This is a genomic window from Nocardioides sp. (genome assembly GCF_036274455.1).
Taxonomy (GTDB): domain Bacteria; phylum Actinomycetota; class Actinomycetes; order Propionibacteriales; family Nocardioidaceae; genus Nocardioides.
The window spans coordinates 1-13,385 of the sequence record NZ_DASUFR010000156.1; the positions used below are offsets into that span (position 1 = coordinate 1).

At 72.7% G+C, this 13,385-nt stretch carries 13 protein-coding genes; 5 read left to right on the forward strand and 8 right to left on the reverse strand.

Features of this window, described 5'->3' with window-relative positions:
* Positions 1-49: 49 nt before the first annotated feature.
* The 3 genes from VFV89_RS15455 to VFV89_RS15465 are packed head-to-tail and all read left to right on the forward strand — an operon-like array spanning position 50 to position 2,634.
* Entirely contained in the window at positions 50-181 is a 132-nt protein-coding gene (locus VFV89_RS15455; protein WP_329706846.1) for a hypothetical protein, read from the forward strand.
* Positions 182-203: 22 nt separating this feature from the next.
* Positions 204-1,349, forward strand: a complete 1,146-nt coding sequence (locus VFV89_RS15460) for an FUSC family protein (protein ID WP_329706847.1) — start codon at positions 204-206, stop codon at positions 1,347-1,349.
* On the forward strand, positions 1,342-2,634 hold the full coding sequence (locus VFV89_RS15465) for a DNA polymerase IV (RefSeq protein ID WP_329706848.1): 1,293 nt from the start codon (positions 1,342-1,344) through the stop codon (positions 2,632-2,634). The genes VFV89_RS15460 and VFV89_RS15465 overlap by 8 nt, the downstream gene beginning before the upstream one ends.
* Here VFV89_RS15465 and VFV89_RS15470 read toward each other — a convergent pair.
* On the reverse strand, positions 2,628-3,290 hold the full coding sequence (locus tag VFV89_RS15470) for a response regulator transcription factor (protein WP_329706849.1): 663 nt from the start codon (positions 3,288-3,290) through the stop codon (positions 2,628-2,630). The genes VFV89_RS15465 and VFV89_RS15470 overlap by 7 nt on opposite strands.
* Positions 3,287-4,393 carry a sensor histidine kinase gene (locus tag VFV89_RS15475; protein ID WP_329706850.1) on the reverse strand — a complete coding sequence of 369 codons (1,107 nt, stop codon included), beginning with the start codon at positions 4,391-4,393 and terminating at the stop codon, positions 3,287-3,289. The genes VFV89_RS15470 and VFV89_RS15475 overlap by 4 nt, the downstream gene beginning before the upstream one ends.
* A 132-nt stretch (positions 4,394-4,525) precedes the next feature.
* Between VFV89_RS15475 and VFV89_RS15480 the strand changes: the two genes are divergently transcribed.
* Both VFV89_RS15480 and VFV89_RS15485 read left to right on the forward strand, forming a co-directional pair.
* The gene (locus VFV89_RS15480; protein WP_329706851.1) at positions 4,526-5,452 is read left to right on the forward strand and encodes an ABC transporter ATP-binding protein; all 927 of its coding nucleotides are present in this window, start codon (positions 4,526-4,528) and stop codon (positions 5,450-5,452) included.
* On the forward strand, positions 5,449-6,360 hold the full coding sequence (locus VFV89_RS15485) for an ABC transporter permease (RefSeq protein WP_329706852.1): 912 nt from the start codon (positions 5,449-5,451) through the stop codon (positions 6,358-6,360). The genes VFV89_RS15480 and VFV89_RS15485 overlap by 4 nt, the downstream gene beginning before the upstream one ends.
* 12 nt (positions 6,361-6,372) lie before the next feature.
* On the opposite strand, the gene VFV89_RS15490 is transcribed toward VFV89_RS15485, so the two are convergent.
* The 6 genes from VFV89_RS15490 to VFV89_RS15515 form a co-directional block, all read right to left on the reverse strand.
* Positions 6,373-7,503, reverse strand: a complete 1,131-nt coding sequence (locus VFV89_RS15490; protein WP_329706853.1) for a glutamate--cysteine ligase — start codon at positions 7,501-7,503, stop codon at positions 6,373-6,375.
* Positions 7,504-7,592: 89 nt separating this feature from the next.
* The gene (locus tag VFV89_RS15495; RefSeq protein ID WP_329706854.1) at positions 7,593-8,135 is read right to left on the reverse strand and encodes a DUF402 domain-containing protein; all 543 of its coding nucleotides are present in this window, start codon (positions 8,133-8,135) and stop codon (positions 7,593-7,595) included.
* Positions 8,132-8,656 carry a DUF402 domain-containing protein gene (locus VFV89_RS15500; RefSeq protein WP_329706855.1) on the reverse strand — a complete coding sequence of 175 codons (525 nt, stop codon included), beginning with the start codon at positions 8,654-8,656 and terminating at the stop codon, positions 8,132-8,134. The genes VFV89_RS15495 and VFV89_RS15500 overlap by 4 nt, the downstream gene beginning before the upstream one ends.
* Before the next feature lie 26 nt (positions 8,657-8,682).
* Positions 8,683-9,525 carry an SDR family NAD(P)-dependent oxidoreductase gene (locus tag VFV89_RS15505; protein ID WP_329706856.1) on the reverse strand — a complete coding sequence of 281 codons (843 nt, stop codon included), beginning with the start codon at positions 9,523-9,525 and terminating at the stop codon, positions 8,683-8,685.
* A complete protein-coding gene (locus VFV89_RS15510; protein WP_329706857.1) occupies positions 9,522-11,030 on the reverse strand; it encodes an NAD(P)/FAD-dependent oxidoreductase in 1,509 nt (502 codons plus the stop codon). Before VFV89_RS15510 ends, VFV89_RS15505 begins: the two co-directional genes overlap by 4 nt.
* Before the next feature lie 33 nt (positions 11,031-11,063).
* On the reverse strand, positions 11,064-13,346 hold the full coding sequence (locus tag VFV89_RS15515) for a peroxidase family protein (protein ID WP_329706858.1): 2,283 nt from the start codon (positions 13,344-13,346) through the stop codon (positions 11,064-11,066).
* Positions 13,347-13,385: the final 39 nt, after the last annotated feature.

Consider the following 13,385-nt stretch of genomic DNA (forward strand, 5'->3'; position numbering starts at 1 on the left):
CACTGCCTAGCGTCGGACGCCACACATCCCCACGTCTCGGGAGGACGACATGCACCTGCCACGGCCCGTCCGGGCCCTCGGGCTGCTCGTCGCCGCGGTCACCGCGACCGTCGCGCTCTGGGTGGCCTCCTCACCGCCGGCCACCTCGACCGTCGCGCCGGGCGCCACGGGGCGGCCGTGATGGTCTGGCAGCATCGGTCGACATGGACGCCGAGGCGGCCCCGGTCGACCGGCTGTGGGAGCGCAGCCGAGACTCGGTGCGCGACCGGCTGGCGCGAGTCAGCGCCAAGCGGTGGCAGATCGCCCAGTGCGCGGTCTCCGCCGGCGTCGCCTGGCTGATAGCCGCCGACCTGCTCGGCCACTCCCAGCCGTTCTTCGCGCCGGTCGCGGCGGTGGTGAGCCTCGGGACCTCCTACGGACAGCGGCTGCGTCGCGTGGCCGAGGTGACCGCAGGGGTCGCGCTCGGGGTGCTCCTCGCCGACCTGCTGGCGATCCTGATCGGGTCGGGGTGGTGGCAGCTGGTGATCGTGGTGACGCTGGCGATGACCAGCGCGCTGCTGATCACCAGCGGGCAGACCTTCGTCACCCAGGCGGCCGTGCAGTCGATCATCATCATGGCGTTCGTCCCAGCACCCTCCGACGCCCTGGTCCGCTGGTCCGACGCGGTCGTGGGAGGCTGCGTGGCCCTGGTCGCGGCAACCGTGGTGCCGGCCGCGCCACTGCGCCGGCCGCGGGAGCGTGCCGCGATCGTCGTGCGGAAGATCTCCGCGTTGCTGCGTGCCGCCGGGGAGGTCATGATCGACGGGGCCGCGGCCCGCGGCATGGAGCTGCTGGCCGACGCGCGGGCGACGGACATCCTGATCCGCGAGCTGCAGGACGCTGCCGACGAGGGCATGGCGGTGGTGTCGTCCTCGCCGTTCCGGGTCCGCCACCTCACCGACATCCGGAGGATGGCCGACCTCGTCGAGCCGCTCGACCGCGCCCTGCGGAGCACGCGCGTCCTGGTCCGGCAGACGGCCGTGGCCGCCTACCGCGGCCAGCACGTGCCGAGCTCCTACTCGCTGCTGGCCCTGGACCTCGCCGACGCGGCCGACATGGTCGCCGACGAGCTCGAAGCCGACCGGATGGCGGTGGCCGCCCGCGAGCCGCTGCTCGCGGTGGCCGAGGCCACCGGTCTCGTGGAGCGGGCCGAGGCCCTCAACGCCGAGGTCGTCCTGGTCCAGTTGCGCTCGGTCGTGGTCGACCTGCTGCTCCTGACCGGGATGGACGAGCTCGAGTCGACCGAGTCGCTGCCACCGCCGCCGAGGTGGGAGCCGGCGCCCGCCGAGCCTGTTCCCGACGATGAGTGAGGAGGCCGCCGCCGGTCCGACTGGGGTGCACCCGATCGAGCACTGGGTCCTCCACGTGGACCTCGACCAGTTCATCGCCGCGGTCGAGGTGCTGCGCCGGCCCGAGCTCGCCGGGAAGCCCGTCATCGTCGGCGGCGACGGAGACCCGACCAAGCGCGGGGTGGTGTCGACGGCGTCCTACGAGGCGCGCGAGCACGGCGTCGGCTCCGGCATGGCGCTGCGGCTCGCGGCCCGCAAGTGCCCGGACGCGGTGTTCCTGCCGGTCGACCGGGACGCCTACGACGAGGCCTCGGCGGCCGTGATGAGCACGCTCCGCTCGCTCGAGTGGGGCGGCCGTCCGGTCGTACTCGAGGTCCTCGGCTGGGACGAGGCGTTCCTGGCCGCCGGCCCGGAGCCCGGCCACGAGGCCGTCTCGGGGCGCACCGGCCGGCTCGGCCGCGGTCGTCCGTGGGCCAGCGCCGCGGACGAGGTCGAGCGCGACGAGGCGACAGAGGCATCACCGGTGGTGGAGGCGGGGCAGGGGAGCCTCCCACCCGTGCAGCAGGAGGCAGCGGCCTCCTCGGGGAGGGGGCCCACGGGTGGGTCAAACCCCGACCCCGTCGCGTTCGCGGCGGACGTCCGGGCTCGGGTTCTCGAGGCGACGCGGCTGCACTGCTCGGTGGGCATCGGCGACAACAAGCTCCGGGCCAAGATCGCCACGGAGTTCGGGAAGCCGCGGGGGAGCTTCGTGCTGACTGCCGAGAACTGGTTCGAGGTCATGGGCGACCGGCCGACGACGGCGCTGTGGGGGATCGGTGGCAAGACCGGCAAGAAGCTGGCCGTGCTCGGGATCGACACCGTGAGCCAGCTGGCCGCTTCCGACGCCCGGGTGCTGGCCGCGGAGCTCGGGCCGACGATGGGGCCGTGGTACCACCGTCTCGGCCGCGGGGTCAGCGACAGCCCGGTGAGCGCCGAGCCGTGGGTGGCGCGGGCGCACGGGCGGGAGACGACGTTCCAGGAGGACCTCGACGACTGGGACCGGATCGCCGAGGAGGTCCGGGCGCTGACCCGGCAGGTCAAGGAGGACATCGACAAGGAGGGGCGGCCGGCGGCGCGGGTGGGGCTCAAGCTGCGCTACCGGCCGTTCATCACCATCAGCCGGAGCCTGACCCTGAAGACGGCGACCAGCGACGCCGACGAGCTGGCCGAGGCGGCGGTCAGCCTGCTGGACCGGGTCGAGAAGGACCGGCCGGTACGGCTGCTCGGCGTGCGGCTGGAGATGGTGCCGCCGGAGAGTGGCTACTGAGGCTCCGGCGCGGTGAGCCCGGACTCCATCGCGAACACCACCAGCTGGGCGCGGTCGCGCGCGTGCAGCTTCACCATCGCCCGCGACACGTGGGTGCGCACGGTGTCCGGGCTGACCACCAGCACGTCGGCGATCTCCTGGTTGGAGCGGCCCGTGGCCACCCAGGCGACGACCTCCCGCTCGCGGTCGGTGAGCTGGTCGAGCTGGGGGTGAGCGGTACGACGAGGCGCGGTCGAGCCGAACTGCTCGATCACCCGGCGGGTGACGCTGGGCGCGAGCAGGGAGCCGCCGTCCGCCACGACCCGGATCGCGTCGAGCAGCGAGGTCGGGTCGGCGTCCTTCAGCAGGAAGCCGCTGGCGCCGTGGCGCAGCGCCTCGAAGACGTACTCGTCGAGCTCGAAGGTCGTCAGCATGACGATGCGTACGCCGCCCAGCGCCGGGTCCGCGGTGACCTCGCGCAGCACGGCGAGCCCGTCGAGGCCGGGCATCCGGATGTCGCACAGCACCACCTGCGGCCGCGTGGCGCGGATCAGGCGGAGCCCCTCGTGCCCGTCCGCGGCCTCGCCGACCAGCTCGAGGTCGGGCTCGGAGCCGATCAGGGTGCGCAGCCCGAGCCGCACCAGCTCCTGGTCGTCGACCAGCGCCACCGTGGTCACAGCGGCAGCTCCGCACGCACCGAGAACCCACCGGCACCTCGGGTGGCCGCCGAGAACACGCCGCCCACCGCCTCGACGCGAGTGCGCATCCCGCTCAGCCCCATGCCCGCGACACCACCGCCGGCCGCGCCCCGGCCGTCGTCGTCGACGGTGACGGTGACCCGGCCCGGCGCGCGGACGAAGGAGACCGTCGCCCTGGATGCGCCGGCGTGGCGGAGCACGTTGGTCAGCGACTCCTGCACGACCGCGTAGACCAGGGCGTCGACGTCGTCCGGGAGCTCACCCGGCTCGCCCAACACCTCCACCGACGTGCCGGCGACCCGGACCCGGTCGAGCAGCTCGCCGAGGTCGGCGACCCCACGGTGGGGCCGGCGGGGGGCGGGCTCGCCGGCGAGGACGGCGAGGTCTGCCCGCAGCGCGTCGAGCGACTCCCGGGCGCTGTCGCGGATGACCTCGAGCGCCGTCCGTACCGCGGCCGGGTCTCGCTCGAGGACGTGCAGCCCGACCCCGGCCTGCATCGCGATCACCGCGAGGCCGTGGCCCACGCCGTCGTGGAGGTCCTGGGCCATGTGCAGCCGCTCCTGCGTGGCCACCGCGCGCGCATGCTCGGCGACCGCGGCCGCTCGCGCGCGGCCCAGCGTCCCGAGCGCCGCCCCGGCCGCGCTGACCGCGACGACGGCGGTCACCTGCCACAGCGACCGCTGGTTGTCGTAGTCCGCGACGATCCGCACCACCAGCGCGACGCACACGGCGGCGGTGCCGGCGACCACGACCCGCAGCCAGCGGCGCACCTCGAGGCGGGAGGCGACCAGGAACGCCGCGCCCGCGAGGGTGAGATAGACCGGGCCGTCCTCGAGGTCGGCGACGACGAAGGCGGTCACGGCGGCGAAGGTCGCCACCGCGCCGGGCAGCGGCCGGCGCAGCGCCACGAGGAGCCCGGCCACCGCTGCGGCCCCGAGCGCGCCGGCGAGCCACGGCTCGTAGCCCGAGGGCGACGCGTGGGGCTCGGGCAGGTTGGTGAAGAACGACCCGAGCACCACGACGACGCCGAGCGGGACCAGCCAGAGCAGGTCCACGGCGGGGTTGCGCGGGTGCGGGTCCACGCGTTCGAGCCTAGGCGGGGTGAGCGGTCCCGACGTCGCCTCGGGGGCGTAGCCGGCGTACGCAGGTCTGCGTAGCGACGAGCCGCTGTCCGTCGGATTGCAGGACGGTCGAGCCCGGCGATGGTGGAGGGCATGAACCTCAACCACGACAACCACGACACCGTGGTGCAGACGCAAAAGCTGACCAAGAGGTACGGCGACCGGCTGGCCGCCGACCGGGTCAGCCTCACGGTCAGGCGGGGCGAGGTCTACGGCTTCCTCGGGCCCAACGGCGCGGGCAAGACCACCACGCTCCGCATGATCCTCGGCCTGATCCGTCCCACCTCCGGTTCGGCGGCCGTCCTCGGGCAGCCGGCGGGCAGCCCCGCGGCCGTCGCCCGGGTCGGCGCGCTCGTCGAGGGGCCCGGCTTCTACCCCTACCTGAGCGGGAAGGACAACCTCCGGGTCATGGCGCGCTACCGCGGGATCCCCGAGTCCGCCGCCGACGAGGCACTGGAGCGGGTCGACCTGGCCACCCGGGGCGACGACAGGTTCAAGTCCTACTCGCTGGGCATGAAGCAGCGGCTCGGCGCGGCGTCGGCGCTGATGGGCGACCCGGACCTGGTGGTGCTCGACGAGCCCACCAACGGCCTCGACCCGGCCGGCATGCTCGACATGAGGCGGCTGATCGTGGACCTGGCCCGCGGTGGCCAGACCGTCCTGCTGTCGAGCCACCTGCTCGACGAGGTGCAGGAGATCTGTGACCGCGTCGGCGTGATCAACAACGGCGAGCTCCTCATGGAGTCGACGGTGGCCGAGCTGCGCGGCGGCGCGTCGCTCGCGGTCCGCGGCCGGCCGGTCGACCGTGCCATCGCCGTCGCGATGGGGCTGGCCGGAGACGACGGCGTCCACGTGGACGGCGACCGGATGCTCGTCGACCTCGAGCCCGCCGACGCACCCGCGCTGGTGCGCGAGCTCGTGGCCGCAGGCGTCGCGGTCCACGAGGTCACGAGCGTCGAACGAACCCTCGAGGAGGTCTTCTTCGAGATGACCCGCAACGAGCTGGAGGCGACCCGATGAGCACGGCGACGACGAGCACCCGCGTCACGACGGGTACGACGAGGACGACGAACCCGTTCGCGGGCGCGGCTGCGAGCGCGCGGGCCGAGCTGCTGCGGCTCCGGAAGTGGCCCGCTGTCTGGGTGACGATCGGCGCCTGGCTGGCTCTGACCGTGATGTTCGGCTTCCTGTTCAACTACGTGTCGTACAAGACCGGTGACACCAGCTTCTCCAACGAGGGCGTCACCCGGCAGTCCCTGCTCGACGAGGTCCTGCCGGCCAACGTCCCGCACGTGCTGATCCAGGGGATGCCGATGTTCGGCGGGGCCCTGATGCTCGTGCTGGGTGCGCTGGTGGCGGGCAACGGTTACGGGTGGGGCACGTGGAAGACCGTGTTGACCCAGGGCCCGGCCCGGCCGGCGGTCGTGACGGGCTCGTTCGCGGCGCTGACGGTCTTCGTGGTCACCACGGTCGTGGCGACCCTGGCGCTGTGCTTCGGGCTGGCGCTGCTGATCGCGGGGGTGGAGTCCCAGACCGTGGTCTGGCCGACCCTCTCCGACACCGCGAAGTCGACCGGCGTCGGCTTCCTGGTGATGGAGATGTGGGCGCTGCTCGGCTTCCTGCTCGGCACCGTCGCCCGCGGACCGGCGCTGTCGGTCGGGCTGGGCCTGGTCTGGGCCCTGGTGGTGGAGAACCTTCTGCGCGGAGTCGGCCAGCTGCTCGGACCGGTGGAGGCGTTCACCAAGATCCTGCCCGGCACCGCCGGTGGCTCGCTGGTCGGCTCCATCGTCGGCACCGGCGGCCCGGACCCGACACCGGGCGTGCTCGACACGCTCTCGGGGAGCACGGCCATGATCGTGCTGGGTGCGTACCTGGTGCTCACCCCGCTGCTCGCCGGCTGGCTGGTCACGCGGCGCGACGTCGCCTGAGCAGGTTCCGGGTCACCCGAGCTCGCTCCGCAGCTCGGCGACCACCGATTCGACGACAGCGACCAGGTCGCCGCCGGTCTCGGCGGCGACCGCGCGCTGCCGTTGGTACGACGCACCGCGCGCCGGGATGTCCAGCACCGAGGCGAGCTCGCCGGAGCAGCCGAGCCGCGCGGCCACCGGCTCCAGGCGGGCCACGAGTGCGGCGAGGTCGTCGGTCATCAGCGCCTCGTCGCAGCTCGCGTCGCGGATGATGATCGCCTCGACGCCGTAGCGCGCGGCCCGCCACTTGTTCTCCTGGACGTGCCAGGGCGGCAGCACCGGCAGGGACTCGCCGCCGGCCAGCCGGGAGTCGAGGTCGACGACCAGGCACTGCGTCAGCGCGACCAGCGCGGCCAGGTCGGCGAAGGTCGAGACGCCGTCGCAGATCCGGTTCTCGAGGGTGCCCAGGTGCGGCGCGGGCCGGACGTCCCAGCGCACCTCGGACAGCTCGTCGATCACCCCGGTCGTGAGCTGGTCGCCGACGAAGGACTCGAACTCGCCCCACGACGGGAACTGGAACGGCAGCCCGGCGGTCGGGAGCTGCTGGAACATCAGCGCCCGGTTGGAGGCGTAGCCGGTGTCGACGCCGGCCCAGATCGGCGAGGACGCGGACAGCGCCTGCAGGTGCGGGTGGTAGGTCAGCAGCGCGGACAGCACCGGCATCACCCGGTCACGCGCGGGCATGCCCACGTGCACGTGCACACCCCAGATCAGCATCTGCCTGCCCCACCACTGGGTCCGGTTGATCAGCTCCTCGTAGCGGTGCCCCTCGGTCAGCTGCTGGCCGGTCCACGACGCGAAGGGGTGGGTCCCCGCACCGAACAGGTCGAGGTCGAGCTCGTCGCCGGCGGGCACGACGACCTCGAGGGTCCGGCGCAGGTCGGCCATCGCCTCGTCGACGCTCGCACAGACTCCGGTGACCACCTCGACGGTGTTCTTCAGCAGCTCCTTGTGCAGCCGCGACGGGTCGGGGAGCCGGGCCTTGGCCCGGGCGAACAGGTGCGCGGCCTCGTTTCGGAGGTCGCGGGTACGCCGGTCGACCAGCGCCAGCTCCCACTCCACGCCGAGCGTCGGCTCCGGCGAGGCGTGGAAGTCGATCCGCACCCGCCCACGGTGGCACAGGAGCCGGACCGGACGCCGCGAGTCCGAGCCGCGAGCCAGGCGGCCGGTCAGGCGGCCGGTCAGGCGGCCAGTCAAGCGGTGAGCCGGCCGAGCAGCTCCAGCCACGGGGCGGAGCGGCCGTCGAAGGGCGGCGCCTTGGCCGCCACCGCGCCGCGGACGAGGTCGCGGGTGGCGAGTGCGAGCTCGACGATCTCGGGCGGGTAGTCCAGCTCCACCCGGTGCTGGTCGAACTCGTCCTGGTCGTCGACGAACACCGAATGGTCCAGCGCCTCGATCACGTCGAGGTCCAGGTCGGTGCAGCGCACGGTGTGGTCGTCCCACACCGGCAGCGTCGTCATGTCGACGTAGGTCCAGACGCTGCCGCCGGGACCGTGGAAGGTCGCCAGCCACGCGCGCCCGACCGCGGTCCCGGCCGCCGGCACCAGGCCGACCTGGTCGTTCGGTGAGTCGAAGGTCATCCCGGGCCGGGACATGTGGGTGCCGGCCGGGAAGCCGATCCAGTCCCCGGCGTCGTCCCGCCCGAGGTAGATCCCGGGCAGGTGCCAGTGCGGCGTGTCGCCCCACTTGGTCATCTCGACCCGGACGGCGTCGCCGCGAGCCGGAGTGCGGCTCACGTCGGCATCCGCCCGCGCAGGGCCGCGAGCCACGGCTCGTGGCTGCCGTCGAACGGCGGCCGCCGGGACCGCACCGCCGCCTCCACCCGCGCGGCGGTGGCGCGAGCGGCGTCCACGAGCTCCGGCGGGTAGCCGTGCAGGACGCTGTGCCGCGCGAGGTCGTCCTCGTCCTCGAGCCGGATCGCGCCATCGGTGTTGCGCACCACGTCGAGGTCCAGGTCGATCGTCGTCACCGCGTCATCGTCCCAGACCGTTCCCGCGGCGATGTCGACGTAGATCTCGCTCGGCCGGCCCGGCTCGTAGAAGCCGGCGCACCACGCACCGTGGGCGGGCAGCAGGGTGACCCAGTCGGACTGCTGCTCGTAGAAGTGCTCGCGCCGCCAGCACCGGGTCCCGGCCCGCGCGCCGACCCAGTCGCCGTGCTCGTCGGCTCCGAGGTAGACGCCGGTGAACGCCGAGTGCGGCCGGTCCGGCCACTTCGTCATCAGCACCCGGACCGCGTCGCCTGGGGAGAGGGGCACCCGGCGATTGTGTCTCAGAGGTGAGCTCAGATGACCGAGGGCTTGTCGGGCAGCACCCGCTTCGAGGTCCTCGCGACGACGTCCTGGTAGCGGGAGCCGAGCAGCTTGGCGACGTGGTGCACGGCGTGGGCGTCGATGCCGACCAGGACCCGGGCACGGTTCTTCAGGATGCCGTTGACAATGATCTCCGCAGCGCGCTCCGGCGTCATCCGGGCGAGCTTGGTGTCGAAGAGCTCGGCCGTCTGCTCCTTGCTCTCCTTGGCCGAGACCCGCGCGTTGCGGGCGATCGCGGTCTTGATGCCGCCGGGGTGCACGACGGTGACACCGACCGGGTGGCCGGCGATCAGCATCTCCTCGCGCAGCGCCTCGGTCATGCCGCGGACGGCGTACTTCGTCGCGTTGTACATCGACTGACCGGGCATCGAGACCAGCCCGAACAGTGAGGAGATGTTGACGACGTGCCCGTCGCCGGAGCTGATCAGGTGCGGCAGGAGCTCCTTGGTCCCGTGCACGACGCCCCAGAAGTTCACCCCGACGATCCAGTCGATGTCGGCGTAGTCGAGGTCCTCGAAGTCACCGGCCAGTGCCACGCCGGCGTTGTTGACCACGACGTTGACCCGGCCGAAGTCCTGGACCACGTCGAGGGCGTAGCGGGCGAAGGCATCCCGGTCGGCCACGTCGAGCCGGTCGCCGCGGACCTTGACGGCGCCGGCCCTCTCCACCTGCGCGACGGTGTCGGCGAGCCCCACCTCGTCCACGTCGGACAGAGCGAGCAGCGAGCCGCGCCGCGCCAGGTCCAGCGCGAGGGCGCGCCCGATGCCGGAGCCGGCACCGGTGATCGCGACCACCTTGTCGTCGAGCGTCTTCACTGCTCCACCTCTCCGGGGGCGACCTCGACCGGAGCCACCACTCGGTAGGCGTCGGCGTCGAAGGACGCCAGCCGGCGCCGGAAGTCGGCCGTGGTCCGTGGCCACAGCGTGGTGTTGCGGCCGTGGGCGTCGAGGTACCAGCTGTGGCAGCCACCCCGCGTCCACACCGTCCGCCTCATGCGCTGCTGGAGGGTGCGGTTCCACCGGTCGGTCGCCTCGGGCAGCGGCTCGACGCTGGCCGCTCCGCTCCGCCGCAGGTGGCGCAGCGCGTCGCGGATGTAGGCCACCTGCGACTCGATGATGAAGATCATGCTGGTGTGGCCCTGGCCGGTGTTGGGGCCGACGACCATGAACAGGTTGGGGAACTCCGGGACGGTCGTGCCCTTGTAGGCCGCCATGCCGCTCTCGCGCCAGCGCTCGGCCAGGGTGCGGCCGGTCCGGCCGGTGAGGTGCTCGGTGATCGGCAGCTCGGTGGTCCAGAAGCCGGTGGCCACGACGAGCACGTCGATCTCTCGCTCGGTGCCGTCGGCGGTGACGATCGCGTTGCCGGTGACCTTGGCGATCGGGTCGGTGACCAGCTCGACGTTGTCGGCGGTGAGCGCCGGGTACCAGTCGTTGGAGCGCAGGATCCGCTTGCAGCCGATCTTGAAGTACGGCGTCACCTTGGCGCGCAGCGCGGGGTCCTTGACGGCGCGGGTGATGTTCAGGGTGGCGGCCCTGGTCGCTGGGGCGGCGAGCCCGGGTGCGAGCGTGAACGCCGGCACGTAGGACTCGTGGGCCCAGTAGATGCCGGTGCGGTAGAGCCGGCGCAGCCCGGGCACCCGGCGCAGCGCCGCGCGCTCGGTGGCGGGGTAGACCCGGTCGTTGCGCGGGATGATCCACGGCGCGGTCCGCTGGTAGACGTCGAGGTGGCCGCCGGTGGCCTCCAGTGTCTTCTGCAGCTCGGGCACGATCTGGATGGCGGAGGCCCCGGTGCCGATCACGGCGACCCGCTTGCCCGCGAGGTCGGCGTCGTGGTCCCACCGGGCCGAGTGGAAGACCCGGCCCTGGAAGGTCTCGATGCCCTCGATCTCGGGGGTCCGGGGCGCGGAGAGGCCGCCGGCGCCGACGACCAGCGTCCTGGAGACCCAGGTGCCGTTCTGCGTACGCACGGTCCACCGCTGCGTCGCGTCGTCCCACGACGCGTCCTCGGCCGGGGTGTCGAAGACGAACCGGTCCAGCGTCCCGGACCGCTCGGCGACGGACCTGATGTAGTCCTGGATCTCCGGTTGTGGGGAGTAGGAGCGGGACCAGTCGTAGGGCGCGAACGAGAACGAGTAGAGCTGGCTCGGGACGTCACAGGTCGCACCGGGGTAGGTGTTGTCCCGCCAGGTGCCGCCGACGTCGGAGCACTTCTCGAGCACCACGAAGTCGGTCTCGCCGTCCTCCTGGAGCTTGATCGCGGTGCACAGCCCGGCGAACCCGGCGCCGATGATCACGTGGTCGACGTGGTGCACAGCGCTCATGGCGCCGACGGTATCCGTGGACGGGTCGTGCGGTCAGCGCACGTGGGGAGCATCACCGGCCCACGGGTCGTCGCGCTTCTTGTCCCAGGCGCGGAGTGGGTGCCGCTCCGGCGCCAGGGGGCCGAGGTCCCAGGGCTCGAAGGCGTTGTCGACGTTGGCCAGCCCGGTCTGTGCGAGGTCGGGGTAGTGGCGCAGCAGCACGTCCTTGAACGTCGTCCCGTCCACCCACGCGAGCCCCTCCGGGGTGTAGACCTCCGCGCGGTAGTCGGTGGTGTAGAAGCGGTCTCCCAGCAGCCGGAACGACGCGTTGAGGATGAAGATCTGGAACAGCGTCTCGCCGAAGGCGAAGCCGGTGGGGCGGTGCCCCTCCGAGAGCGTGCCGACCAGCAGGTCCATGTCGTCGACGTTGTCGCGCCCGCCGGCGCCGGTGCCGTAGACCTCTCGCAGCGTCGCCACGCACTCGGTGTCGTCGGTGAGGTCGGCGAAGCTGGTGATCGGCTCCAGGCCGAGCTCGCGGCGCAGCTGGTTGTACGACGGCACGCCGCGTTCGCGGTCGCGGTAGAGGTCGATGGCTGCGATGTCGGCGACCGGTGCGCCCGGCACGGTGATCGCGCGCAGCGAGTCGGGATAGTTGTTGTTGACCAGCGCGCACGCCGACTGCTCGCCGAGGGTGCGGGCGAGCGACTCGAAACCGTGCTCGGCCAGGAGCCCGGGCGATGCCGCGTGGCGGATGCGCTGGAACGGCACCCACGCCTTCTCGGCGCCGTCGAGGCCGACGAGCCGCACCCGGTCGGGCAGCAGAGAGTGCAGGCGGTAGATGCTGACGAACTCCTCCGACAGCGCGTACGTCGGCACCTCGCCGGGGTCGTTGCCGACGATCCCGCCGAGCTCGCGGCTGGTGATCGGGATGTCCTCGAGCACCTGCTTGCGCTCGCCACCGAAGACCGCGGTGACCAGGCCGAACCAGTTCGCCTGCATCCCGCTGAGCAGCGCCTCGTTGGGGAGGATGGCCGGGGTCCACTCGATGGTGTGGATGCGGGCGATGAGCGCGGCGTTGACGAGCCGCGCGGTCTGGAACAGCGCCTCGTCGTCCCAGTCGGGATAGGACTCCGCGAGCTTGTCGGCGATGGCGTTGTGCTCGCGCGTGAACAGCGTGTGCAGCATCGAGAGCCCGACCCACCAGTTGCGCACGAACCCGGACCGCTCGGTGCCGGTCTCGGGGTCGATGGGGAGCGACCCGTCGTCGTTCAGGGTCATCCGGCCGCCGACGTGCGAGCGCAGCGCGTGCTGGGTCTCCCAGTCGCTGCCGTAGATCTGCGAAGCGTCCCACCAGTGCGTGACCTCGTTGAGGAACGTCGCCGGCAGGTCGCGGTCGGGGCCGTCGTCGCGGCGCGACGGGTCGGCCAGCGACCGGCGGACCTCGAGGTGGTCGATGCCGTGCGCGCGCAGCGGGTCGTCCTCGGCCAGGGGGATGCGGTCGACCTCACCGTCGAGGTTGGTGCCGTGGCTGATCCAGTCGTGGTTCTGGAACTGGATCCATGCGCCGCCCCACAGGTTGAAGAACGGCATCTCGACCCGCGGGCCCTTCGCTGCGAGCAGCTTGCGGCTGACCTCGCGCACGCTCACCGGGTTGGTCGCCGGGTTCTCCCGCGGGTGCACGCCGGCCAGGCCCCTGTCGTCGCCGACGTTGCGGAAGAACCGCGTGTACGCCGCCCCGACCATGGGGTCGACGCGCCCGGCCTCATCGGTGGTCAGGTCGTTCCAGCTGCCGTCGGCGGTGCGCCAGCGCCGGGCGAACGCCGGCACCTCCGACTGTGGGTCGGCGTACGCCGTGGTCTGGCCCTCGGCGTAGGTGCGGACGACGTTGTTCTCGAACAGCGACTCGCGCATGTGGGCGAGCTTGAGGATCTTGGCCCACTTGGACGCCGGCCCCGGCAGGTGCTCCCCGGAGCGGTACCAGTTGGTCCAGACCCGGTCGTTGGTGTTGCGGCCGAGCAGGTTGGTGACGCCGTGGAAGAAGCCCGAGCCGACGGCACCGAGCACCCGGCCGCTCACCACCTTGGCGCGACGCAGGGGGTCGGGGGCCGGCTGCGGCCCGGGGGGTGGCGTGCCCAGGTCGGGTGGCTCGACGAAGGCGCCGTCGCGCTCGACCCGGGCGACGTGCTCGGCGAACAGCGCGGCCTGCTGCTCACCCCGGGCGATCCCGGTCGCGGCGTTGCTCGCCGCCAGCTCGTCGGGGTCCACCGCCCCCGGGACGACGGGGTCCGGTGGAACCGGATCGGGACTCGGGTCGACAGACGCGTCCTGGATGGCCATGGGAGCTCCAAGCCCGCCGAGACCGGGCAGCCGAGAGAA

What these genes read in the sequence shown, in the direction of transcription:
- VFV89_RS15455 (WP_329706846.1), top strand. Translation starts at nt 50, where the DNA reads ATGCACCTGCCACGGCCCGTCCGGGCCCTCGGGCTGCTCGTCGCCGCG.
- VFV89_RS15465 (WP_329706848.1), top strand. Translation starts at nt 1,342, where the DNA reads ATGAGTGAGGAGGCCGCCGCCGGTCCGACTGGGGTGCACCCGATCGAG.
- VFV89_RS15510 (WP_329706857.1), bottom strand. Translation starts at nt 11,030, where the DNA reads ATGAGCGCTGTGCACCACGTCGACCACGTGATCATCGGCGCCGGGTTC.
- VFV89_RS15480 (WP_329706851.1), top strand. Translation starts at nt 4,526, where the DNA reads ATGAACCTCAACCACGACAACCACGACACCGTGGTGCAGACGCAAAAG.
- VFV89_RS15515 (WP_329706858.1), bottom strand. Translation starts at nt 13,346, where the DNA reads ATGGCCATCCAGGACGCGTCTGTCGACCCGAGTCCCGATCCGGTTCCA.
- VFV89_RS15460 (WP_329706847.1), top strand. Translation starts at nt 204, where the DNA reads ATGGACGCCGAGGCGGCCCCGGTCGACCGGCTGTGGGAGCGCAGCCGA.
- VFV89_RS15485 (WP_329706852.1), top strand. Translation starts at nt 5,449, where the DNA reads ATGAGCACGGCGACGACGAGCACCCGCGTCACGACGGGTACGACGAGG.